This is a genomic window from Myxococcus sp. CA023, from assembly GCF_010998615.1.
Lineage (GTDB): Bacteria > Myxococcota > Myxococcia > Myxococcales > Myxococcaceae > Myxococcus.
In genome coordinates this window covers 23,286-44,890 of sequence record NZ_JAAEAH010000064.1, presented here as the reverse complement: position 1 = coordinate 44,890, position 21,605 = coordinate 23,286, and the positions used below count along the sequence as shown (strand labels likewise).

22 protein-coding genes and 1 pseudogene are annotated in these 21,605 nt (G+C 69.3%); 8 read left to right on the top strand and 15 right to left on the bottom strand.

Annotated features, from left to right (window positions below):
* Positions 1-17: 17 nt before the first annotated feature.
* From dapA to mutM, 5 genes are all read right to left on the bottom strand, one after another.
* Positions 18-905 (bottom strand): 4-hydroxy-tetrahydrodipicolinate synthase, encoded by an 888-nt coding sequence (gene dapA, locus F8M74_RS26140; protein ID WP_141258036.1) that lies wholly within the window; start codon positions 903-905, stop codon positions 18-20.
* Positions 906-921: 16 nt separating this feature from the next.
* Positions 922-2,163 (bottom strand): diaminopimelate decarboxylase, encoded by a 1,242-nt coding sequence (gene lysA, locus F8M74_RS26135; protein WP_141258037.1) that lies wholly within the window; start codon positions 2,161-2,163, stop codon positions 922-924.
* Positions 2,160-2,408 carry a lipoprotein gene (locus F8M74_RS26130; protein WP_171410268.1) on the bottom strand — a complete coding sequence of 83 codons (249 nt, stop codon included), beginning with the start codon at positions 2,406-2,408 and terminating at the stop codon, positions 2,160-2,162. Before F8M74_RS26130 ends, lysA begins: the two co-directional genes overlap by 4 nt.
* Before the next feature lie 2 nt (positions 2,409-2,410).
* A complete protein-coding gene (locus tag F8M74_RS26125) occupies positions 2,411-4,222 on the bottom strand; it encodes a TIGR04551 family protein (protein WP_141258039.1) in 1,812 nt (603 codons plus the stop codon).
* 76 nt (positions 4,223-4,298) lie between these two features.
* Complete coding sequence (mutM, locus tag F8M74_RS26120; protein ID WP_141258040.1) at positions 4,299-5,171, bottom strand: bifunctional DNA-formamidopyrimidine glycosylase/DNA-(apurinic or apyrimidinic site) lyase; 873 nt, start codon at positions 5,169-5,171, stop codon at positions 4,299-4,301.
* A 204-nt stretch (positions 5,172-5,375) separates the two neighbouring features.
* Between mutM and F8M74_RS26115 the strand changes: the two genes are divergently transcribed.
* On the top strand, positions 5,376-6,200 hold the full coding sequence (locus F8M74_RS26115; RefSeq protein WP_140856814.1) for a M48 family metallopeptidase: 825 nt from the start codon (positions 5,376-5,378) through the stop codon (positions 6,198-6,200).
* A 10-nt stretch (positions 6,201-6,210) separates the two neighbouring features.
* On the opposite strand, the gene F8M74_RS38085 is transcribed toward F8M74_RS26115, so the two are convergent.
* The 3 genes and pseudogenes from F8M74_RS38085 to F8M74_RS26105 all read right to left on the bottom strand — a co-directional run bounded on the left by F8M74_RS38085 (position 6,211) and on the right by F8M74_RS26105 (position 8,068).
* On the bottom strand, positions 6,211-6,681 hold the full coding sequence (locus F8M74_RS38085; RefSeq protein ID WP_228565857.1) for a YihY/virulence factor BrkB family protein: 471 nt from the start codon (positions 6,679-6,681) through the stop codon (positions 6,211-6,213).
* Between the two features lie 18 nt (positions 6,682-6,699).
* Positions 6,700-7,057 (bottom strand): annotated as a pseudogene (locus tag F8M74_RS38080) (YihY/virulence factor BrkB family protein); the annotation flags it as partial.
* A 123-nt stretch (positions 7,058-7,180) separates the two neighbouring features.
* Positions 7,181-8,068: an MTAP family purine nucleoside phosphorylase gene (locus F8M74_RS26105; protein WP_141258041.1), complete on the bottom strand. Its 888-nt coding sequence runs from the start codon at positions 8,066-8,068 to the stop codon at positions 7,181-7,183.
* A 93-nt stretch (positions 8,069-8,161) separates the two neighbouring features.
* On the opposite strand from F8M74_RS26105, the gene F8M74_RS26100 reads away from it, so the two are divergent.
* A complete protein-coding gene (locus F8M74_RS26100) occupies positions 8,162-8,998 on the top strand; it encodes a hypothetical protein (protein WP_162294991.1) in 837 nt (278 codons plus the stop codon).
* A 6-nt stretch (positions 8,999-9,004) separates the two neighbouring features.
* Here F8M74_RS26100 and F8M74_RS26095 read toward each other — a convergent pair whose 3' ends face one another.
* The 7 genes from F8M74_RS26095 to F8M74_RS26065 form a co-directional block, all read right to left on the bottom strand.
* The gene (locus tag F8M74_RS26095) at positions 9,005-9,853 is read right to left on the bottom strand and encodes an ATP-grasp domain-containing protein (RefSeq protein ID WP_141256756.1); all 849 of its coding nucleotides are present in this window, start codon (positions 9,851-9,853) and stop codon (positions 9,005-9,007) included.
* Between the two features lie 54 nt (positions 9,854-9,907).
* On the bottom strand, positions 9,908-12,370 hold the full coding sequence (locus F8M74_RS26090) for an ABC transporter permease (protein WP_162294990.1): 2,463 nt from the start codon (positions 12,368-12,370) through the stop codon (positions 9,908-9,910).
* 121 nt (positions 12,371-12,491) lie between these two features.
* On the bottom strand, positions 12,492-13,145 hold the full coding sequence (alkB, locus tag F8M74_RS26085) for a DNA oxidative demethylase AlkB (protein WP_141256754.1): 654 nt from the start codon (positions 13,143-13,145) through the stop codon (positions 12,492-12,494).
* A 9-nt stretch (positions 13,146-13,154) separates the two neighbouring features.
* Positions 13,155-13,958: a 2OG-Fe(II) oxygenase gene (locus F8M74_RS26080; protein WP_141256753.1), complete on the bottom strand. Its 804-nt coding sequence runs from the start codon at positions 13,956-13,958 to the stop codon at positions 13,155-13,157.
* Between the two features lie 49 nt (positions 13,959-14,007).
* Positions 14,008-14,985: a DMT family transporter gene (locus F8M74_RS26075; protein ID WP_141256752.1), complete on the bottom strand. Its 978-nt coding sequence runs from the start codon at positions 14,983-14,985 to the stop codon at positions 14,008-14,010.
* The gene (gene queG / locus F8M74_RS26070) at positions 14,958-15,977 is read right to left on the bottom strand and encodes a tRNA epoxyqueuosine(34) reductase QueG (protein ID WP_141256751.1); all 1,020 of its coding nucleotides are present in this window, start codon (positions 15,975-15,977) and stop codon (positions 14,958-14,960) included. The genes F8M74_RS26075 and queG overlap by 28 nt, the downstream gene beginning before the upstream one ends.
* A gap of 13 nt (positions 15,978-15,990) precedes the next feature.
* On the bottom strand, positions 15,991-16,551 hold the full coding sequence (locus F8M74_RS26065) for a cob(I)yrinic acid a,c-diamide adenosyltransferase (protein ID WP_141256750.1): 561 nt from the start codon (positions 16,549-16,551) through the stop codon (positions 15,991-15,993).
* Positions 16,552-16,681: 130 nt separating this feature from the next.
* On the opposite strand from F8M74_RS26065, the gene F8M74_RS26060 reads away from it, so the two are divergent.
* The 6 genes from F8M74_RS26060 (at position 16,682) to F8M74_RS26035 (ending at position 21,495) form a co-directional block, all read left to right on the top strand.
* On the top strand, positions 16,682-17,476 hold the full coding sequence (locus F8M74_RS26060) for a thymidylate synthase (protein WP_141256749.1): 795 nt from the start codon (positions 16,682-16,684) through the stop codon (positions 17,474-17,476).
* On the top strand, positions 17,473-17,952 hold the full coding sequence (locus F8M74_RS26055) for a dihydrofolate reductase (RefSeq protein WP_141256748.1): 480 nt from the start codon (positions 17,473-17,475) through the stop codon (positions 17,950-17,952). The genes F8M74_RS26060 and F8M74_RS26055 overlap by 4 nt, the downstream gene beginning before the upstream one ends.
* A gap of 121 nt (positions 17,953-18,073) precedes the next feature.
* Entirely contained in the window at positions 18,074-18,310 is a 237-nt protein-coding gene (locus F8M74_RS26050; RefSeq protein WP_141256747.1) for a hypothetical protein, read from the top strand.
* Positions 18,311-18,415: 105 nt separating this feature from the next.
* A complete protein-coding gene (locus F8M74_RS26045) occupies positions 18,416-18,775 on the top strand; it encodes a hypothetical protein (RefSeq protein WP_141256746.1) in 360 nt (119 codons plus the stop codon).
* 67 nt (positions 18,776-18,842) lie between these two features.
* Entirely contained in the window at positions 18,843-20,696 is a 1,854-nt protein-coding gene (locus tag F8M74_RS26040) for a cytochrome c/FTR1 family iron permease (protein WP_141256745.1), read from the top strand.
* 37 nt (positions 20,697-20,733) lie between these two features.
* On the top strand, positions 20,734-21,495 hold the full coding sequence (locus tag F8M74_RS26035; RefSeq protein ID WP_228560619.1) for a GlsB/YeaQ/YmgE family stress response membrane protein: 762 nt from the start codon (positions 20,734-20,736) through the stop codon (positions 21,493-21,495).
* Positions 21,496-21,605 lie beyond the last annotated feature (110 nt).

Below are 21,605 nucleotides of genomic sequence, written 5' to 3'. Positions count from 1 at the left end.
GGAGGGATGAGAGAAGCTCAGCCCGCGAGCAGGCCCAGCTGGCGCAGGGTGTCGCGAAGCTTCGCGGCGTTGGGCTCGGTCATCTGCACCAGGGGCAACCGCACTTCGGGCCCGAACAATCCCATCACGTGCAATCCCCACTTCACGGGCGTGGGGTTGGACTCGATGAAGAGCAGGCGGTGCAGCTCGTTCATCCGCACTTGGAGGTCGCGCGCCACCGCGATATTCCCCGCGCGCGCCGCCGCCACCAGGTCCGCCATCATCCGCGGCGCCACGTTGGAGGACACGGAGATGACGCCCTTGCCGCCGCAGGCGATGAAGGGCAGCACGGTGAAGTCGTCACCGGACAAGAGCGTCATCCTGTCGCCGCACTTCTCCAGGATGTCGATGGCCCGAGGCATGCTGCCGGTGGCCTCCTTGAGCGCCACCACCTCGGGGATGTCACACAGCCGCAGCACGGTGTCGGGCAGCAGGTCCACGCCCGTCCGGCCCGGCACGTTGTAGGCGATGATGGGGAAGCCCGGGTGCGCCTTGGCCACCGCGCGGTAGTGCTCCAGCAAGCCCGCCTGCGTGGGCTTGTTGTAGTAGGGCGTGACGATGAGCGTGCCGTCCGCGCCCGCGTCGCGCACGCGGCGCACACCATCGATGGTCTCCGCGGTGCTGTTGGAGCCGGCGCCGCCCACCACCGTCACGCGGCCCTTCGCCTCCTCCACCACCACCTTCACCGCGCGGGCCCGCTCGTCGGCCGTCATCGTCACGGCTTCGCCGGTGGTGCCCATGGGGACCAGCACGCTGGTGCCCCCTTCAATCTGCTGGCGGACCAGCGCCCGGTATGCGGGCTCATCGAGCGCTCCGTTGCGAAACGGAGTGGCCAGCGCCGTCATGGAGCCTTCGAAGGTCTTCATGCCGGCGCTTATACGTTCAGGCCCGCTCGCCGCGCCAGAGATCCTCGACGCGCTCCCGCTCCCGGACCACGCGCCACGCCTCACCGTCCACCAGCACCTCGGCCGGGCGTGGCCGGGAGTTATAAGTGGACGACATACTCATGCCGTACGCGCCCGCGCTCATGAAAGCGAACAACTCGCCTGCTTGCGGAAGCACCAGGGGCCGAGCCTTCGCCAGCACGTCGGTGGATTCACACACCGGCCCCACCACGTCTACCTCCACCGCCTTGCCCCGCCGCTTCACCAGGGGCTGAAGGCCGTGGTGCGCCTCGTAGAGCGCGGGGCGCAGCAAGTCATTCATGCCCGCGTCCACCACCACGAAATGCCGCGCTGGCGTCTTCTTCCGGTACAGCACGCGCGTGAGCAACACGCCCGCGTTGCCCACCAGCGCCCGGCCCGGCTCCAGGATGAGCGTGGCGCCGGTGGCACCAGCCGCGGCCAGCACGGTGCGGGCGTACTCCTCCGGAGACGGCGGCGTCTCGTCCGAATAGGTGATGCCCAGCCCGCCGCCCACGTCCAGGTACGCCAGCGGATGGCCCTTCGCCTTGAGCGCGGAGTACAGGCCCGCCACCTTGGACAAGGCCGCGCGAATGGGCGCCGTCTGGGTGAGCTGCGAGCCGATGTGGCAATCCAACCCGGCGGCCAGCAGGCCCTTCATCTTCTTCGCGCGCGCGTAGAGGGCCACCGCCTCCTCGAACGGCACGCCGAACTTCGACGTCTTCAGGCCAGTGGAGATGTAACGGTGCGTGCGCGCATCCACGTCGGGGTTCACGCGCAGGGCGAACGGCGCGCGGCGCCCCAGGCGGCGGCCCACGGCGTCCAGTGCATCCAACTCCTCGGCGCTCTCCACGTTGAAGAGGAGGATGCCCGCGGCCAGCGCCGTCTCCATCTCATCTTGCGTCTTGCCCACGCCAGCGAACACCGTCTTCGCCGTGTCCCCTCCCGCGTGCCGCACCCGGGCCAGCTCGCCGCCGGAGACGATGTCGAACCCGCCGCCCCGCTCGGCGATGAGCCTGAGGATGGCCAGGTTCGAGTTGGCCTTCACCGAGTAGCAGATGAGGTGCGGCCGGTCTCCGAAGGCCTCCGTCACCACCCGAACGTGCCGGGTGAGCGTGGCGGTGGAGTACACGTAGGTGGGCGTGCCCACGGACTCGGCGATGGCCGCCAGCGGCACATCCTCCGCGTGGAGCACGCCCTTGCGGTAGGCGAAGTGATTCACGGGACTCCCGCGTCCTCGGACTCCGGCGGTGACAGCGGCGTCTCCACCCCGGTCTCCGGCGTGGGAGACAGGGTGGGCCCCGACGGCTCCAGGGGCCCTCGCTCCGACTCAGGGGGCGGCGGCTGCGTCTCCGTCGCGGGCGCTGGCGGCGGCCCGGGTGGCCGAGGCGGCCCCTTGATGCCACACGCCGCCAGCGTCAGTGACACGCTGGCGGCCACGCACAGCCGCGCGAGGACCTGGCGCATGGCTAGAACTGCATCCCCAGCCACGCGCGGATGGTCTGTGGCGTGTCCAGGTCGTTGCGCAGCGTCTCGCTGAACTCCTGCAAGCCGCTCATCGGGAACAGGATGCCGTACGCGATGCCGGCGACGAACCCGTCCTCCGTCTTGTAGTCCGCGCCCACGTTGACCTCCAGGCCCAGCGCCTTGTTCGTGAAGGACGGCGTGGACTGCGCGTACATGGCCTGCGAGTAGATGACGCGGCCGTAGATGTCGAAGCCCTCGGTGATGGTGTACTTCGCCGACGGGCGGACATAGAAGGCGTCCGTGATGCCGACCATCAGCTCACGCCACAGGATGAGGTCGATGCGGTAGTCGCGGTTGAAGCGGAAGTTGCGGATGGCGTTGTCCGCGCATCCACCCACGTCGCAGGCGTACTGCGGGCCCTCGAAGTCACCCTCCACCGTCCGACCGTTGGAGCCCGAGCCCGGGCGGCCCGGCTGGTTGCCGAAGCCCGCCGCCTTGTCACCGGAGGCAAAGCCCAGCTCCATGTTCAGCGACAGCTTCTGGTCCAGCAGCCGCAGTTCACCCTGCGCCACGCCGCCGAACTGGGCCACGGTGAGGCTCTGGTTGAGCGTGGGGTCGTTGATGCCGCCCACGTCCAGCGCGCGGTTGCCGATGCGGCCCAGCTGGGCGGCGGCCTCGAATTCCAGCCGCCAGTTCTTCTCCTCGTACCTCAGCCACAGGTCCGGGACGAACAGCGTCGCGTCACGCGGGATGAAGCCCGTGTTCTGGCCGTTCGTGGTGGAGCCGTCGTACTCCCACTTCTGGGTGCGGTAGGTGAAGTGCAGGCCGTACTGGAGCACGCCCTGGTTGTTGTCCAGCTTGGAGCGGATGACCTGGTCGGTGTCCCGGCGCGCGATGGCAATCACCCAGCTGTGCGCGTCATCGGACTGGGTCAGGTCGATGGGCTCGCCCACGGTGCCGCGCGTGTCGGTGACGCCCTCCGAGTTGAAATCCAGCATCGGCGTCACGTACCAGCCCTCGAAGGGGTTGGTGACGAACTGGACGCGGTCCACGGTGTCGCCGAAGTCGCAGTCGAAGCAGGTGCCGTCGTTGCGCAGCATGCCCAGACCCCACTGGCTGCCCATGCGGCCGAAGCGCAGGATGCCCACCGGCGTCTTCACTTCACCGTAGGCGCGGCGCAGCTTGATGGAGTCCTGGAGCGCGTCCGCCAGCGGGTCCTGGCTCTCGGAGAAGATGCCGAAGAGGTTGCGCGTGTTGCCGGGCAGCAGCGTGTCCGGCATGGCGCCCATGATGAAGTTGTCCAGGCCGAGGACCTCCATCTTCAACGCCACCTGCTCGGAGATGTTGAAGGTGGGCGCCAGGCGCACGCGCATGGTGGCGAAGGACTGGGTGTTCTCCTGCGCGCTGCGAGGCGAGCGCGGGAAGAGCTCCCGGCCGGGCGCCTTGCCCAGGTCGAACTTGTAGAAGAGCGTGGGGCGGACGCGGAAGTAGCCGTCGAGCGTGAAGACCTCGAGCTTGCGCTTCTCCTCCGGGAACTCCTCGGCCCACTCGTCCGTGGCGCCAATGGACTGCTTGGCGGCCTCGGCGCGAATCTCCTCGCGCAGCTCCTCCTTCAGCGCTTCCAGGTCGTCACGGCTGACGCCCTCGCGAGTGGAGGACACAGGCGCGGTCGCCGCGGGAACAGACTCCGCGGGGGCGGCGGGAGCAGCGGGTGCGGCTTCCGCGGGCGCGGGCGGGCTACCCTCCGGCACCGGTGTCTGAGCGGTGGCCGTGGACGAAGCGACGAGTAGCGCCGCCAGCAGGGCGTGAGACATGGGCAACGATCTCCAGGGCCACCTGGGGCGGCCGGGTCTGAAAGGCGGGCGATTCAAGCGACGGGACCAAGGGGTGTCAACGCTTACCAGGGCGGGCCTTCGCGCCGTCAACGGCCGGCGCCCCCGCCTCACTTCGGCGCCCGTCCTCCGGCTGGCACCGGGGGCAGAAGTGGGTGGTACGGCCTCCCTGGGTGAAGGACTCGACCCGGGTGCCACACTGGGAGCATGGGCTCCCCGCGCGGCCGTACACCTGGAATGGATTCTCCGAGCGCCCCTCCTCCAGGTACACCGGCTCCTCCCCCTCCTGCTCCTTGAGGCCGAAGTCGATGGAGGCGCGGATGGCCTGGACCAGGCGTTTCCACTCGTCCGGCGTCAGGGAGCCGGGCTGGCGCGAGGGGTGAAGGCCCGCGCGGAAGAGCGCCTCGGCGGTGTGGATGTTGCCCAGGCCGGAGATGCGCTCCTGGTCCATCAGCGCCACCTTCAGCTCCTTCCGGGAGGAGCCCACGGCCTGCTGGAGCTGCCCCGCGGTGAGGCCATCCGCCAGCGGATCCCTCCCCAGGATTCGCACCGCGTCCAGCTCCCGCAGGCGCGCGGCTGGCGCCGGCTCCAGGCGGCCAAACATCCGTGGATCGGAAAAGTGGATGACATGGCCGTCGTCCAGATGGAACCGGGCGCGGCTGTAGGGCGCCACCTGCCCCTCGGTGCGGCGGACGAACTTGCCCGTCATCCCCAGGTGCCCCAGCAGTCCCTTGCCGCCCTCGAAGGCGAAGAGCAGGTACTTGCCCCGGCGGACCAGCGACTCCAACCGGCCCGTCAGTGCGTCGAACTGCTGGCGCTCGGCGCCGCGGAAGATGCGGGTGTTCTCCGACTCGGCGCGCACGAGACGCCGGTCGCTGAACCAGCGCACCAGGTTGCGCCGCGCGATTTCGACTTCGGGTAGCTCTGGCATCCTGCGGGGCACATACACCGGCGGGCGTCCCCACGCACCGCCTACCTGCCGGGCAGCGAACACGGGTGTGGTGGCGGCGCGAAAGCCGAATGCCTGGATGCTTGCACCACGTGGCCCTTGAAGGCAGGTGCCGATGTGGGCCAGCGTCGCGCCTCCCGCGGAGCGACGCGGCGTAGACCTCTGGAAAGAAAGGCAGCACTCGTCATGCAGCGCATCCTCGTGGCGGTACTGGGAGTCACCCTGGCATTGGGCCTGTCGACGGGCTGCACCAAGCAGCGCATCTCCGCCGAGAAGGCCGTGGCCCGCACCCTCATCTCCGACGAGCAGGAGGAGCAGCTCGGCAAGCAGGTCAAAGCGGAGTTGGAGACGAAGGAGAAGATCAAGTACGTGCAGAACGCGGCCGTCGTCGACTACGTGCGCGGCATCTCCGCCAGCATCCTGAACCAGGCCTCCAAGGACCGGCCCGGGGTGAAGTGGAAGATCAACGTCATCGACGACCCGAAGACGGTAAACGCCTTCGCCACGCCCGGCGGCTACCTGTACGTCTACACGGGCCTCATCCTGGCCGCGGACACCGAGGCGGAGCTGGCCGGCGTCATGGCGCACGAGGCGGGCCACGTGGTGGGCCGTCATTCGGCGCGCGCCATGGTGAGCCAGATGGGCCTGCAGGCCATCACCCAGGCGGCGCTGGGACAGAACCCGGGCACCGTGGCGCAGATCGCCGCGTCGCTGGTGAGCGGCGGCACGCTGCTGGCGCACGGCCGCGGCGAGGAGATTGAAGCCGACGAGTACGGCGCCCGCTACGCCTCCGGCGCGGGCTATGACCCGCGGGGGCTCATCACCTTCTTCGAGAAGCTCCAGAAGGAGCAGGGCGACACGCCCGCGCTGATGAAGTGGCTGAGCACGCACCCCACCAACAGGGATCGCATCGCGAACATCCAGAAGATCATCTCGCAGAAGAACCTGCGGGGCAGCAACAACGGCCCGGGTGGGCTTCCCGCCATCAAGCAGGCCCTGGGCGGCAAGTAGTCCCCGGCCGTCAGTGCAACGTGGAGGAGCGGGGGTCCTGCTCCTCCACGGTGGGCTCGGGCTCCTGCCCCCGGGCCACGCGGCGCCGCCATCGGAAGCGTGCCAGCGTCGACCGCATGGCGCTGCTGGCGCTCTTGGCCGCGCCGGGCGTCTTCAGGGGCGGCTCCAGCGGCGCGGGCTCCCCGAAGCCGCGGGCGCCCTTCGACTTCCCATCCACCGAGGCGTGCTCGAGGATGGCGTTGATTTCGCCTCCGACGATGAAGATGAGCCCGGAGAGGTAGAGCCACAGCAGCAGCAGCACCATCACGCCACCGATGGAGCCGTAGGTGACGTTGTACTTGCCGAAGTGCTCCACGTACTGCGTGAAGCCCCAGGTGCTCGTCAACCACAGGCCCGTGCCCAGGACGGAGCCAGGGGTGATGTACTTGAAGCGCTGCTTCACGTCGGGCAGCAGGTAGTAGCAGAGCGCCAGTACCAGCATCACCGTAGGCCAGGTTGAGCGCGGTGCGCAGCGCATTCACGCCGCGCGACGCGGACCACAGCGTGATGGCCAGACCGGCCGTCAGCAGCTTGGGCTGGGGCTGGTTGACCAGGGACTGCAGGTGCCCGGTGATGAGGCCCAGCGCGTCTCCCGGCACCAGCGGGCGGATGCGGTCCAACATCGCGTCCACCGCGCCCGGGGCGAATGGCAGGTACGCCACCAGCGTGACGAGGAAGAAGAGGATGGGGAACAGCGAGAACAGCAGGTAGTACGACAGCTGCGCCGCGATGTCGGTGACGCTGTCCTCCTGGAACTCCCTCACGAAGCGCCAGCTGAACTCGCGCCAGGACAGGTGCTTGAGTCTGGGCAACCGCATGCTCGCCTCCTCGCTCCGAGTCGTACCGGGGCTCAGAAGGTGAAAACGGAAGCGCGCTTTGGCAGCAGGCGGCTAGGCGGGCGCACTGCGTGTGGCCCGGCCGAATGACCTGGTGCGGTGTCGTCAGGCGACGTTGGGCGGGAGGTATCTGCCCAGCAGTGGACGGAGGCGGCCGCGCACCTCGTCGGGGATGCGGCTGCGCTCGGTGCCGATGGCCAGGGCCAGCGCGGTGTCGCAGCGGCAGGTGGCGCGGGCTTCACCGATGCGAGGCAACGCGCGGCGGATGAGCGCGGCGCCGCTGGCGGTGACGGCCTTCCGGTTGTGGGAGACCTGCGCCAGCAGGTCGTCATGCTCCTGCCCCGGCGCGCGCGGCTGCCACGAATCGTAGTCGGTGGGTAGGGCCACCATGGCGTAGTGGAGCTCCGCCTCGCGGGCGAGCCGGGCCTCGGGCATGCCCGTCATGCCCACCAGGTCTCCTCCCCACGTGCGGTAGAGCATGCTCTCCGCGCGGGTGCTGAGGGACGGGCCTTCGATGCAGACGTAGGTGGCCTCGGCGTGCACGGTCGGCCCCAGCGGGTCCCTGGCGTTCTCGAGCACCTGGCGCAGGGTGCCACAGAAGGGGTTGCCCAGGTCCACGTGGACGGCGACGTCGTCGTAGAAGGTGCAGGGACGGCGGTAGGTACGGTCGATGACCTGGTCCGGCAGGGCGAGGTGGAGCGGATGGATGTGCTCACGCAGGCTGCCCACGGTGCCGGTGGCGATGACGTGGGTGACGCCCAGGACCTTCAGCGCGTAGAGGTTGGCGCGGTAGGGCGCGCGGGTGGCGTTGTAGACGTGGCCGGTCCCATGGCGGGCGACGAAGGTGACGGAGACGCCGTCGAGTTCGGTGGTGACGATGGGGCCCGCGTGAGGACCGAAGGGCGTCTCCAAGATGTGGGACTCGCCCTTGCCGGGGATGCCCAGTGCCTGGGCCAACCCGGGGCTCCCGATGATGCCCACCCTGACAGCCATGTGCCTCCTCGTGGCGCGACCATCGCGCCAGGGGACCATAACGCGCCCCCCTGGCGCCGGAACCCCAGAAGACTGGTAGTTTTCGTAATCGCCATGCGAGCCCTTCTGATTCTTGGCCTGACCCTCGCCGCCGGCCCCGCCGCGGCCGCCGTCCCTTCTGGCTGCCAGGAGGACTACGCGACCTGCAAGGAGGACTGCTCCATCCAATACGGAGGCAGCGGGCGCACCATCAAGCAGCTCACCCACTGTCTGGCCGAATGTCAGGAGGGCGTGGGCCTGTGTGCGGACCGGCACTCGTCGCTGAAGGGGCTGCCCGCCGGGGTGGTGGCGGATCCGCCGAAGCGGCGGAAGGGAAAGAAGCTGACCCGCGAGGAGGACCCGTTCGGCGACGGTGATGCGCAGCCCACGCGCAAGCGCAACAGCCGCGAGGAGGACCCGTTCGGGGATGAGAAGCCCTCGGGCCGGCGGGACGGCTACCGCGCGTCAGAGTCCTCCGCCGCGGCGGAGCCTTCGCGCCGCGCGCCGGAGCCTGTTCCTCCGCCGCCTCCGTCCTCCGGTGTCGCGGTGGAGGCCACGCGGACGGGCGTGTACCGGGCGAGTGAATCGGACCCACCTCCGTCCCCTACCCCCGCAGCGGCCCCCGCCGACCCGACGTCCCTGGGCGACCTGGACTCTCCGGATGATGAGCCCACGGTGATGGCGGCGCCAGAGCCCGCGCCTGCGCCTGCGCCGGCCGCGCCCGAGCCGGTGAAGCCCGCTCCGCCTGCTGTCTCCGCGAGCCCGGCGAAGAAGGACCCGCTGCTCGACGAAGACGTGTCCGACGCCCCGCCTCCGGTGGTGAAGAAGCCCGCGCCCAGCAAGTCCAGCAAGCCGCCGCTGCCGCCCGAGCCCAAGTACGACATCTCCGAGTGGGACCCGAACGGGGACTGAGGCGCGCTAGGCAGCTCCGGTTCCGCGCTCGACATCCAGGATGGCCTGCCAGAGCGCGAACGGGGAAATCCCCGCGTAGCCGCTCTCCTGGCCGTCGTTGCACTCGATGACAATCCACCGGCCCGATACCTCCTGGGCCACGTCCACCACGAGGAAGGGCACGTCCAGCCGACGTGCCACCTCACGCCCGAGCCCGAGCGCCTCGTGCTGCTCTTCCGGCGTCAGCGTGTACGGCGTGCCCTGCCACCAGTAGGGCCCCCACCCCACCAGCTCGCCCTTCCACCAGAAGGTGCGGAATTCGAAGGAGCTGGGGATGCGGTCCGGCGCGCCCTCCTCGACCCGGCGCAAGGGCCTCAATTCCCGGCACACCACTCGCTGCCAGTGGAGGATGGGGTCCTTTGCGTAGGCAGCCATCGCCTGACGGAACTGCTCGGGCCCTTCGATGATGGAGAGCGACTTGCGGTGCCGGCTGGTCTGCCGCTCCCCCTTCACGAACACGGGCCACCCCAGCAGACGCTCCACGGTCTCCGCGTCTGGCCGCTCATCGAACCAGACGCTGCGCGGAGTCAGGTCCGTGAGCTTCGGGTACCAATGAGGCAGCTCCGTGGCCTGGAGATGCTGCTCGGGTGTGTGCACCAGGCGGATGCCCGCTTCCGCCAACTCGCGGTAGCGCTCGGCGTAGTCGCTCCAGACGCCGACCCTGGCCACCACCTCCATGGACTCAGGCAGCACGTACGGACGGCGGCATGCGAAGAAGCGGTCGAAGGCGAAGTCGTAGATGCCTTGCCCGGTCGGCGCGGATAAGAGCCACAGCCGCTCTTCCACCTGAAGCAGGTCCTCACCCGAACGAAGCATGGGCCCAGCCTAGGCCGGGTCCGGTGACGCCTGCCATTCCCAGCGCGGTGGCGACTACTCACCGCGCATGGCCACCTGAGGGTCCACGCGCGTGGCCCGCCGCGCGGGCAGCCACGTGGCCAGCAGGGAAACGCCCGCGACCAGCGCGGCCAGCGCGCCGAAGGTCACGGGGTCCGTGGCGCTCACGCCGAACAGCAGGCTGGCCATGATCCGTGTCGTAGCCCATGCGCCCACGAGCCCCACGCACACCCCCACGAGCGCCAGCCGCACGCCGTGCCCCAACACCAGTCGCATCACATCCGACGGGAGCGCCCCGAGCGCCATGCGGATGCCAATCTCCCGCGTGCGCTGGCGCACCATGTACGCAATCACGCCAGACAGGCCGACGCCCGCCAGCAACAACGAGAGCCCCGCGAACACCGCCACCAGCAAGGAGACGAAGCGCGGACGCGCCGTGGACTCCGCCACCCGCTGCGCCATCGTGCGTGGCGTACTCACCGGAAGGTCTTTGTCCAGCGACGCCATCACCGAGCGCACCGCTGGCACCAGCGCCATGGGCTCGCCCTCCGTCCGCGCGACGAACGACATGAAGAAGAAGGTCCGCTGAAGCGCGGGAACGTAGGCCTCCGGCCGAACCTCCTGACCGGGCCCGTTGTAGTGAACGTCTCCCACCACGCCGATGACGGTGAGCCAGACATTGGCGTCATCCCCCAGACGGATGCGTTGCCCTACCGGGTCGCTGCCCGGGAAATGGCGCCGAGCGGCCGTCTCGTTCAGGAGCACCACGGGCTGGGACTCACGCGTGTCCAAGCTCGTCACGTCACGCCCCTGGCGCAGCGGAATGCCCAGTGTCTGGAAGTAGCCCGGGGTGACGACCTGGAAGCCCACGCTGGCGCGCGCACTGGGTTCGACGGGGGCCTGTCCCTCGATACCCAACCCCATCCAGATTTCCGCGCCGCCCAACGGCAGGTCGGACGCAGCCCCCGCGCGCCGAACACCGGGCAACGCCGCCACCTCCTCCACCACGCGCTGGAACAACGCCCCCTGCCGCGCTTCGTCGGGGTACGTGTCACTCGGCAGGGACACGCTCCACGTGAGCACCGAATCATCCTGGAAGCCCTGCTCCACCGTCTGGAGGCTCCACAGGCTGCGCAGTAACAGGCCCGCGCCGATGAGCAACATGACGGCCAGCGCCACCTCGCCCACCACCAGCGCCCCGCGTGAGCGCTGGCCACCCACCGTGAGCTTTCCACCACCGCCCTGCCGGAGCACGGCGTTCAGGTCCGGCCTCGACGCCTGCAACGCGGGCAGCAAGCCGAAGAGGGTGCCCGTGCCCAGCGACACGCAGAACGTGAAGGCCAGCACCCACCCATCCACGCGGACCTCGTCGAGCCGAGGCAGCTCCGGCGGAACCAGCCCCAGCAGGCCGTCCAGGCCACACACCGCCAGCAGCAATCCCAGCGCGCCCGCCACCAACGCCAGCAGCACGCTCTCCGTGAGGAGCTGGCGCACCAGTCGCCCTCGACCGGCGCCCAGGGCCATGCGTGTCGCCATCTCCTGGCGCCGCGCGGTCGCCCGCACCAGGAAGAGGTTCGCCACGTTCGCGCAGGCAATGGCCATCACCAGCCCCACCGCACCCAGCAGCACCCACAGCACAGGCTGCGCGTTCCCGACCAGTTGCTCCCGCAGCGGCACCAGGACGATGCCGGAGTGGCGGTTGCTCACCGGATATGCCGCCTCCAACCGCTGGGCGATGGCTGACATCGCACCGCCCGCGCGCTCCAGCGTCACCCCAGGCTTCAGCCGCCCCATCACCCGCAGGTAGCTGGTATCGCGCGACTGGCTCAGGTCCAGCGCCGCATTCGAACCAAGCTGCGGGATGTCCTGGAGCGCCGCCGGAACCCAGAGTTCCGGCGACTCCGTGGGAACCACCCGGCCAGGAGCGATGGCGGGCAGCCCGAAGCGCTCCGGCATCACGCCCACGACTTCATAGCTCCGGTCATCCAACCGCACGCTGCGGCCGATGACGCGCGCATCTGCCCCGAAGCGGCGCTGCCACAGGCCATGGCTCAACACCACCACGTGACGGGGCCCCATCTCCCCCTCCGTAGCCTGGAAGGTCGTCCCCAGCATCGGCCCCACGCCGAGCACCCTGAAGAAGTTCGAGGACACGCTGGCGCCGCGCAGGCGCTCCGGTGTGCCGTCACCCGACAGGTTGAAAGGGACGTGCGAGAAGGCCGTCAGCGCCTCGAACACCTCGCCCTGCTCGCGCCAGTCCCGGAAGTTGGCCGGAGAGACGGACCACTGCGGCGTGCCGGGAAGCCGGGTCCATGCCATCACCAGCCGTTCCTGCTCCGGGAATGGCAGGGGCGACAGCAGCACCGCGTTGACCACGCTGAAGATGGCCGTGCTGGCGGCGATGCTCAGCGCCAGCGTGAACACCGCCACCAGGGTGAACGCCGGTTGTTTGGCGAGCATCCTCGCCGCGTGGCGCAGTTCCTGGACGAAGTCGGACATGGGCGCTCCTCGCATGGCAGTGGCATGCGCTGTCAAAGCAATCGCCGCGCCAGCAAGATGCCCCTCTCCCGGCGACTGTCCAGGTGCCCGGCCTTGGGAAGTCGCTTCCCAGAACCGGACATCAACGCGCCTTTCGGAACGTCAGGTTGATGCGATGCCCACCCACCTGGGCGTGGTGCCCCGGCTTGAGCGGCATGACGCCGTGATAGCGCAGGCGGGCGGGACCTCCCCAGACGACCACGTCGCCATGGCTCAGGCGCACGCGCGCCGGCCTGTCCGACCGCTCCGCTCCACCGAAGAGGAAGGCTGCCGGAAGCCCCAGTGAAACGGAGACGATGGGCGCGGTGAAATCACGCTCGTCCTTGTCCTGGTGCAGCGACATCTTCGCACCGGGCTCGTAGCGATTCACCAGACACGCATCCGGGATGAATCCTTCGAAGCCGGCCTTCGCGGCGGCCATCTGCGCGAGTTGCAGGAAGACCGCCGGCATCTCCGGCCAGGGCCGCTCCCGCACCGGGTCCTCCGAGACATAGCGATAGCCCGTCCGGTCCGTCACCCAACCCCACGCACCACAGCTCGTCGTTCCCACCGATATCCGGAATCCACCCGGCGTCTCCATGTGGCGGAAGGGCGAAACGAGCGCGATGTCCTGGACCGCGCGCAGCAACTCGGCGTCCTGGGCGAGCGCGAAGCCCCGGAGGACCATGGCACCGGGACCGAGCGTTTCCTCTCGAGGTCCGGTGCCACCAAGGCCGTCGAACAAGTCCAACGTCATCCGCGCTCCTCAAGCCGCATCATGGAAGATGACGCCCACCGTATGACGCTGTCCCGAGCGGATGCGGCTGACGCCGTGCCGGAGGTTGACGCGGTACACGCCTCGCGTGCCCTGCACCGGGCGGTGGTGGACGGCGAACACCACCGCGTCCCCCTGGCGCAGCGGGACGACCTCCGCCCGTGACTGCATGCGCGGACGCTGCTCGGTGAGGATGAACTCGCCTCCCGTGAAGTCCCGCCCGGGCTCCGACAGCAGAATCGCCACCTGGAGCGGGAAGACGTGCTCCCCATAGAGGTCCTGGTGCAGGCAGTTGTAGTCGTCCGCCTCGTACCACAACAGCAGCGGCGTCGGCCGCACCTGCCCCGCCGCGCGGCAGCGTTCGAGGTACGCCGCATGCGACTCCGGGTACCTCACCTCGATGCCCATGGCCGTGTTCCAGCGGTTCGCAATCGGCGCGAGCCGGGGGTACAGCGACTCGCGCAGCCCGGCGACCACGTCCGGCAGCGGGTACTCGAAGTACTTGTACTCACCTCTTCCAAAGCCGTGCCGCGCCATCACCACGCGGCTGCGGAACACGGCGTCTTCCGGATACAGCGCCGCCAGAGTGTCACACTCGGCCGGCGTGACGAGCCGCTCCAACGTCGCGCAGCCTCGCGCGTCCAACTCCTCCGAGACTCGTGCCCAGTCAACGTCGGCCACCCGCTCTGGGACCTGCTTCACGGCTCGGACCGAGCCGGGCGGGCGTGACCTTCCCGCCGTCACCTTCTGCGTGGACACGACGTCTGCTTCCTTCCGGGAAACCCTTGCGGCCATGACGGGAAGCTAAAGGGCGACGACAGGCCCGGCACTCCGAGTCTTGCGGCTATCCGACGCTCGATGAGACGGGAGGCCGCTCTGCCGCGGCCGGCGCCACGGCGGGCGGCCGGACGTGCGCCGCCTGTGTCAGTCGCACGCCCAGGAGCACGAGCACGCCGCCCACCGCAATCTCCCAGTGCAGCGCCTCGTCCAGGATGGCCCAGGCGGCCAGCGCGGTCGCAGCGGGCTGGAGGTTGGAGAACACGGCCACCTTCGACGCCGGCACCCTCGACAGCGCGAAATACCAGAGCAGATACGCCACCACCGACGTGAGCAGGCCCAGGTAGACGATGGAATACCGAGCCGCGGAGCTGGCCGCGAGCACCGCCTCCGGCCTCGCGAAGAACGGCGCCATCAGCATCATCATCAACGTGGAGGCCACCATGCTCCACGACGTCGCGCGAATCGGTCCGTGGATGGCAACGAACGGCTTGCCCTCCGTCGTGTACACCACCCACGACATCACCGCGCCCAGGATGAGCAGGTCTCCCATCAACGAGCCGCTCGCATCCGCCAGCCCGCGCCCCAACAGCAACACCACCACGCCCGCGAACGCGGTGATGATGCCGCCCATCGCCCGGAGCGAGGCGCGCTCATGCCCGCGACTCAGGCTGAGCAGGTACACGCCCAGCGGCGTCAGCGCATAGAGCAGCGCAGCGTGCGCCGCCGTGGACTGGGACAGGCCATAGAAGAAGAACACCTGGTTCACCGGCCCTGCCAGCAGACCCAGCATCAGCACCCGCCCCCACTCGTTGCGCGGCGGCAGCCGGGGCCCGGGCAGGAAACACAGCAACAGCATGAACACCGAGCCACTCAACACGAACCGCCACAACACCACCGTGAGCGGCGCCAGCTCCGACATCGCGCGCTTGCCCGCCAGGTATGTTCCCGCGCTGATGAGGACCTGGAGGATGAGCCCGGCGTAGACAGGGCCCAATGACTGCGGAGAGGTGGACGTCAGGGGTCGAGCTGAAGGAGCGCCCATTGCGCGGCGGTACGTACCAATTCGCTCGAATCGCCGCTGAGCTTTTCCAGCAACGATTTCGCGTCCGCCTGCTTCGCCACACCCAACGCATACACGGCGTTGCGGCGCAGCCCGTCGTAGCGTGCGCGTGCCAGCGCGGTGCCAGGTATCAGGTGCTCATACTGTTCCGGTGTGAGTCCCGCGAGCTCGCGCACGCCCAACTCCGCCACCGCCCGGGGCGCGAAGCGCGGGTGCTCCGCGAACACCGGCCGGCGGTTCAGCGGACACACCTGCTGGCAGATGTCGCAGCCGAAAATCAGGTTGTCGAACTTGAACCGGAACGCCTCCGGCACCTGCTGCTCGCGGTTCTCGATGGTCTGGTAGGACAGGCATGCGCGAGCATCCACGCGGCCGTTGCCCACCAGTGCCCCCGTGGGACAGGACATGAGGCAGCGGCGGCACGCGCCGCACCGGTCCGCCGCCGGGCCTTCGCCATAGTCGTCCACCTCGGCGTCCACCACGAGCGTGGCCAGCAGCACCCACGAGCCATAGGGCTCGGTGATGAAGCAGCCGTTCTTCCCCACATAGCCAAGGCCCGCGCGCGCCGCCCACACCTTCTCCATCAACGGGCCACTGTCCACGCCGCCGTAGGTGCCCAGCCCCGGGTACATCACGTTGAGCGCCTTGCGGAACGCCTTCATCCGGTCGCGCAGCGTGGAGTGGTAGTCGCGTCCCCGGGCATAGCGCGCGATGGGGGAATCCACCGTCTCCGCGTCGTCGCGCCAGTAGTTGTTCGCGAAGGAGATGACCGTCTTCGCGCCCGGCAGCAGGAGCGAGACGTCCAGCCGCTCGGCGGCCCGCTCGCCCATCCAGTCCATGTCCGCCGCGTAGCCCGCGGCCACCCAGGACATCAGGAAGTCGGGCGGGATGGGCTCGGCGCGCGCGAACCCCACCAGGTCGAAGCCAACCGAGCTGGCGAGGTCACGCAGATGGGTGGTGGGCAGCACGTTCACGGGGCGGGTCCGACTACTTGGAGGGCTTCGCCGGAATCCACTTCACGTCTTCCACGCTCGCACGGTGGTTGACCACGCGCGCCAGGACGAAGAGCAGGTCGGAGAGCCTGTTGAGATAGACGACCACCGCCTGCGGAATCTTCCCTTCGCGCAACAGCGGCACCGTGCGGCGCTCGGCGCGGCGGCAGACGGTGCGCGCCAGGTGCAGCGCGCTCGCGGCCTGCGTGCCTCCGGGCAGGATGAAGTGGGTCATCGGCGGCAGCTCCGCTTCGAAGCCGTCGATGGCGCGCTCCATGTCCTCGGCCCACTCAGGCTTCAGCTCGGGAATGTGCGCCGAGGCCTTCGTGCCCTCGGGCGTGGCTAGCACCGCGCCCACCGTGAAGAGCTGGTCCTGGAGCCGGTGGAGCAGCGCGTCCACATCCGTGGGCCCATCGAAGCTCCGCACGAGGCCGAGGGTCGCGTTCAGCTCGTCCACTTCCCCATACGCGTCTACACGAACGTCGTCCTTCGAGACGCGTCCGCCACCGAACAGACCGGTCTCTCCCGCATCACCCGTCTTCGTATAGAGTTTCATGCCCCGGCTTCTAACGGTGCGTGACGACTGGCGTCCATGAGAAGCCGCACCACGACGTACAGCCCTGTACGGAGTTCACCGGTGGCACGAGCCCCTTGTATCCAGGCGGGGCGCGATCGTACATGGCCGCATGCAGCCCTATCTGTCCCTGCTCGACCACGTCCTGCACCACGGGGTGAAGAAGGGCGACCGTACCGGCACGGGGACGCTCAGCGTCTTCGGACCCCAGCTCCGGTTCGACCTCGCGCAAGGCTTCCCGCTCCTCACCACGAAGAAGGTGCACACGAAGTCCATCCTCCATGAGCTGCTGTGGATGCTCGCGGGGGACACCAACGTGCGTACGCTCCAGGCCCAGGGCGTCACCATCTGGGACGAGTGGGCCAACGCCGACGGCAGCCTCGGCCCCGTGTACGGGCACCAGTGGCGCTCGTGGACGGCGCCCGATGGTGGACACATCGACCAGATGAAGGCGCTGGTGGAGGGGCTGAAGAAGAACCCCGACTCGCGCCGCCACATCATCAGCGCGTGGAACGTGGCGGACCTGCCGTCCATGAAGCTGCCGCCCTGCCACGTCCTCTTCCAGTTCTATGTGGCCAACGGGCGGCTGTCCTGCCAGCTCTATCAGCGCAGCGCGGACCTCTTCCTGGGGCTGCCCTTCAACATCGCCTCGTACTCGTTGCTGACGATGATGGTGGCGCAGGTGACGGGCCTGCAGGCGCACGAGTTCATCCACACCGTGGGTGACGCGCACCTGTACCTGAACCACGTCGAGCAGGCGAAGACGCAGCTGTCGCGCGAACCGCGCCCCCTGCCTCGCATGCGCATCAACCCCGAGGTGAGGGACCTCTTCGCCTTCAAGTACGAAGACTTCACGCTCGAAGGCTACGACCCGCACCCCGCCATCAAGGCGCCCGTGGCCGTATGAAACTGTCCGCCATCGTCGCCATGGCGGCGAACCGGGTCATCGGCGCGGGCAACCAGCTCCCGTGGCGGCTGCCCGCGGACCTCGCGCGCTTCAAGCGCATCACCATGGGCCACACCCTGGTGATGGGGCGCAAGACGTACGAGTCCATCGGCCGCCCGCTGCCGGGCCGCACCTTCGTCGTCGTCACCCGCCAGCGTGACTTCGCGCCCCCGGGTGTCCAGGTGGCGCACTCCGTGGACGAAGCGCTCTCCGTGGCGGAAGCCAGCGGTGACTCGGAGGTCTTCATCGCCGGGGGCGCGGACCTCTACGCCCAGACGATGGACCGCGTGCAGCGCCTCTACCTCACGCGCATCGCCCAGGACTTTCCTGGTGACACCTGGTTCCCCGACGTGGATCTGTCGGGTTGGACATGCGTCGAAGAGGAAGCACATCCCGACGCCGAGCCACCCCATACCTTCCTCACCTACGAACGCTGACGCACCCCTTCGCCCGGCGGCGTCTACATGCATGCCCGGGCGAGGGTGCGCGCCCACATTCCTTCCTTCAAACGTTAAGCGCACAATCCAGACCTCACCCGTCAGTCCCACGGAGCTCCGGATGCACAAGGCGTGGATGCGAGGACTTGGATTGGTTGCGGCGGCGGTGATGCTGGCCTGTGGTGGCCCCGTGGAGGAGGCCCCCGTGGACGAAACGGGCAGCGCCGAGCAGGAGCTGCGCCGGTGTGACCTGCAGGGGCGCTGTGCCGCCAACGAGGTCTGCGTGGGCGGCCCCGATGGCACCTGCTACCCGTGCAACCGCTACCCGCAGTACTGCGAAATCATCATCGAGCAGTAGCGCAGTAGCGCGAAGGTGAACTACGAGGCGCCCGGCCATCCATCCGGCCGGGGGCCTCCCATCCCGCCGCGTGGCACGTCCTGACGCCATGCACACTTCCACGGGATGCAGACCACCCTCCTCTCTCGTCCCATTGAAGTGCCGTGGCGAACCGCGGCCCTGTCCAGCGCCGCCGTGCTCACGGCGTCCAACGTGGCCGCGCTCGTGGCCAGCCTCCGGCTTGCTCCCTTGCTGCGCCACCGGCTGAGGCCGCGGCCTCGTGCCCTGCCCGCACTGGCCGTGGGAGCCACCGCGCTGGGAGCGCTCGCCATCGGCGCGCTCAGCATCGGCACCCTGGCCATCCGAGCCCTGACCATTGGCAAGCTGCGGGGTGATGACTGGCAGGTGGACTCACTCCGCGTGGGCTCGCTCCAGGTCGTCGAGACGATTGGACCCACGGGCAGTTCCGGTGTGGGCGCGACCTGAGTCCGGTAGATTTTGAAGTTGCTTCGCAAGATTGAAAGGCCACCACCCCGCTGGTAGAGGGGGTGGCATGACTCGCGCCGCCTCGCTGCTGCTGTTCCTCCTGCTTGCCCTGCCTGTTGCATCCCGCGCGGACGACGGCGCCTCCGAGGAACGCACGTGGCACCGGCTCATCGGCATCCTCCAATACCTGGAGGCGGACTATCCGCTCGCCATCGAGTCGCAGTCCGCGTTCGAGCTGGCGGAGCAGAAGAGCTTCGCGGCGGAGGCGGTGGACGCGGCGCGCGGCCTGGGCCCCGCGGCAGCGGCCTTCCTGCCGCGCGTGCAGGACATCCAGGCCCGCGTGGACAAGGGCGAGGACCCTGACGGCGTCAGCCGCGACTGCGGTGAGCTGGTGGAGAACCTCGTCACGGCCGGCGGGTTGGCCCGCAGCCCACGCCGCCCGCCGGACCTGGCGCTGGGCCAGTCGCTGTTCGCCACCAACTGCGCCGCGTGCCATGGCGCCGACGGCAGCGCGAACGTGGCCATCGCCGCCAACATGGAGCCGGCGCCCGCCAACTTCCAGGACGCGGAGCTGATGGAAGGCCTCACGCCGTACAAGGCCTTCAACACCACCAGCTTCGGCGTGCCCGGCACCGCGATGCCGGCCTACCCCACCCTGTCCGAGGAGGAGCGCTGGTCGCTGGCCTTCTACGTCTTCACCATGCGCCTGCCCGAGTGCGAGGGCACGCCGCCGCGCGTCTCCCTGGAGCGGCTGGCCAACGCCACCGACGCGGACCTGGTGAAGGAGTTCGGCCAGGAGAACCTCGCCTGTCTGCGCCGGAAGATGCTGGACGCGGACGAGGAGCGCTCGCTGCTCGCCGCCCGGGAGAACGTGCAGCAGGCCATGCGGCTGGGCGCCGCGGGTGACATCGCGGGCGCGAAGGCGGCCCTGCTGGACGGCTACCTCAACGGCGTGGAGCCGGTGGAGCCCAAGCTCAGCGCGCGCGACTCGGCGCTGACGCTGAAAATCGAGCAGGGCTTCCTCAAGGCCCGCATGGCGGCGGAGCGCGGCAGCCCGCACCTCCAGGACGAGGGACGGGAGCTGCTGGCCCTGCTGGACCAGGCGCGGCGTGACTCGGGCACCACCGCGAGCCTGCTGTCCACGATGTGGCTGACGCTGCTCATCCTGCTGCGCGAGGGCTTCGAGGCGACCATCATCGTCGCGGCGCTGCTGGCCGCGCTGCGGAAGATGAAGGCCACCGAGCACGCCCGCGTGGTGCACTTCGGATGGATTTCCGCGCTCATCGTGGGCGCGCTGTCCTACGTGCTCGGCCGCCACCTGCTGGCCGGCGCCCAGCGCGAGTGGATGGAAGGCATCGCCGCGCTCGTGGCGGTGGCCATGCTGCTGTACGCGGCGATGTGGCTCAACGCCCGCTCCAACATCAGCCAGTTCATGGGCGAGTTGCGCGAGAAGATGCAGGGCGCGCTGGGCCGAGGCAGCATGGTGGGCCTGTTCCTCATCGCCTTCACCGCCGTGCTGCGTGAGAGCTTCGAGACGGCCATCTTCCTCCAGGGGCTCGCGCTGGACTCGCCACAGGGCGTGGCCTGGGGCGCGCTCGCGGGCGCGGTGGCCATGGTGGTGATGGTCCTCTTCATCAACCGGCTGGGTTACCGCCTGCCGATGAAGACGCTCTTCAACGCGTCCACCGTCATCCTGGTCCTCACCGCCGTGATGCTGCTGGGCAAGGGCCTCCACTCGCTGCAGGAAGTCGGTGCGCTGCCGCTCGCGCCCGTGCCCTTCATCACCGTGGACATGCTGGGCATCTATCCGGACGCGCTCTCGCTCGTTCCCCAGCTCCTGCTGGGCGGCATCCCGCTGGCCATCGTGCTGCTGCGCCGCAAGGGCCGTGCCCAGCCTGTTTCCGAGGCCTCCGCTGGTTAGGGCGACGCGCGCCCGTCGTTGCGGTAGCGTGTCCCAGGTGAAGGTTTCACGAGCCCACTCCATCGGGTTGGCCATGCTGGTCCTCTCGGGCCAGAACGCCGCTTGGGCGCAGGAGGCCCCCGCGAGCGAGCCCGCCCGGGCCCCATCCTCCGAGCTGACGCCGCCGCCCCTGGTTCCAGCCCCGGGCGGCTGGGACGCGCCGACGCGCCACGACGAAGACGCCGGGGACGACTCCCGCACGAGCCAGGAGACGGAGGGCACAACCTCCGTCAATGAACACGCCCTTCCTGGCAAGGCCCGCGCCCGCGCCACGGACCCCGTGCCACGGGTGGCGGTGGAGTTCCTGGGTGGCGCCGGTGGCGGCATCATCGCGGGCTCCCTGGGCCTCATCACGGGCTTCTTCGTGGGTGCGTCCACGGTGGGCTGCGACGAGTGCGGCATCGTCGCGAGCGTCGGTGGATTGACGGGTGTCGTGGTGGGAATCCCGGCCGGGACATGGCTGGGTGGCAAGCTCATGGGCGGCCGGGGCACCTTCCTCGCCACCGCGGGCGGCAGCCTCATCGGCTGGGGCGGCGCGCTGGTCGGCTCCGCCCTGATGGGCATCGGAGACACCGAACCCGGCGGCGCGGTGCTCCTGCTGCTGCTCCCCGTGGTGGGCGCCGTGGCGGGCTATGAGCTGTCATCGCCGGGGGAGGAGCGCCCCGCGCTCACGCGCAAGGCCCCGAGCACGTTCCAGGTGGTCCCCGTCGCCGGGATGGGCGAACGCGGGCCTCGACTGGGCCTCGCCGGAAGCTTCTGAGGCGAAGCACCCCGGGCCGGGGCAGCTGCGCACCTCGGGAGCTCGCTGTTCGGAAATGTCGGGACATTTCGCGCTCCAAAGTCCCGACATTTCCGAACAGCGCCCCACGG

Excerpts from the sequence above, each read along its gene's own strand:
- F8M74_RS26050 (WP_141256747.1), top strand. The coding sequence starts at position 18,074 with ATGCACAAGGCGTGGATGCGAGGACTTGGATTGGTTGCGGCGGCGGTG.
- F8M74_RS38085 (WP_228565857.1), bottom strand. The coding sequence starts at position 6,681 with ATGCTGGTACTGGCGCTCTGCTACTACCTGCTGCCCGACGTGAAGCAG.
- F8M74_RS26090 (WP_162294990.1), bottom strand. The coding sequence starts at position 12,370 with ATGTCCGACTTCGTCCAGGAACTGCGCCACGCGGCGAGGATGCTCGCC.
- F8M74_RS26060 (WP_141256749.1), top strand. The coding sequence starts at position 16,682 with ATGCAGCCCTATCTGTCCCTGCTCGACCACGTCCTGCACCACGGGGTG.
- F8M74_RS26095 (WP_141256756.1), bottom strand. The coding sequence starts at position 9,853 with ATGCTTCGTTCGGGTGAGGACCTGCTTCAGGTGGAAGAGCGGCTGTGG.
- F8M74_RS26045 (WP_141256746.1), top strand. The coding sequence starts at position 18,416 with ATGCAGACCACCCTCCTCTCTCGTCCCATTGAAGTGCCGTGGCGAACC.
- F8M74_RS26100 (WP_162294991.1), top strand. The coding sequence starts at position 8,162 with ATGCGAGCCCTTCTGATTCTTGGCCTGACCCTCGCCGCCGGCCCCGCC.
- F8M74_RS26075 (WP_141256752.1), bottom strand. The coding sequence starts at position 14,985 with ATGGGCGCTCCTTCAGCTCGACCCCTGACGTCCACCTCTCCGCAGTCA.
- F8M74_RS26130 (WP_171410268.1), bottom strand. The coding sequence starts at position 2,408 with ATGCGCCAGGTCCTCGCGCGGCTGTGCGTGGCCGCCAGCGTGTCACTG.
- dapA (WP_141258036.1), bottom strand. The coding sequence starts at position 905 with ATGAAGACCTTCGAAGGCTCCATGACGGCGCTGGCCACTCCGTTTCGC.
- F8M74_RS26065 (WP_141256750.1), bottom strand. The coding sequence starts at position 16,551 with ATGAAACTCTATACGAAGACGGGTGATGCGGGAGAGACCGGTCTGTTC.
- F8M74_RS26105 (WP_141258041.1), bottom strand. The coding sequence starts at position 8,068 with ATGGCTGTCAGGGTGGGCATCATCGGGAGCCCCGGGTTGGCCCAGGCA.
- F8M74_RS26125 (WP_141258039.1), bottom strand. The coding sequence starts at position 4,222 with ATGTCTCACGCCCTGCTGGCGGCGCTACTCGTCGCTTCGTCCACGGCC.
- F8M74_RS26080 (WP_141256753.1), bottom strand. The coding sequence starts at position 13,958 with ATGGCCGCAAGGGTTTCCCGGAAGGAAGCAGACGTCGTGTCCACGCAG.
- F8M74_RS26055 (WP_141256748.1), top strand. The coding sequence starts at position 17,473 with ATGAAACTGTCCGCCATCGTCGCCATGGCGGCGAACCGGGTCATCGGC.
- F8M74_RS26040 (WP_141256745.1), top strand. The coding sequence starts at position 18,843 with ATGACTCGCGCCGCCTCGCTGCTGCTGTTCCTCCTGCTTGCCCTGCCT.
- alkB (WP_141256754.1), bottom strand. The coding sequence starts at position 13,145 with ATGACGTTGGACTTGTTCGACGGCCTTGGTGGCACCGGACCTCGAGAG.
- F8M74_RS26115 (WP_140856814.1), top strand. The coding sequence starts at position 5,376 with ATGCAGCGCATCCTCGTGGCGGTACTGGGAGTCACCCTGGCATTGGGC.
- mutM (WP_141258040.1), bottom strand. The coding sequence starts at position 5,171 with ATGCCAGAGCTACCCGAAGTCGAAATCGCGCGGCGCAACCTGGTGCGC.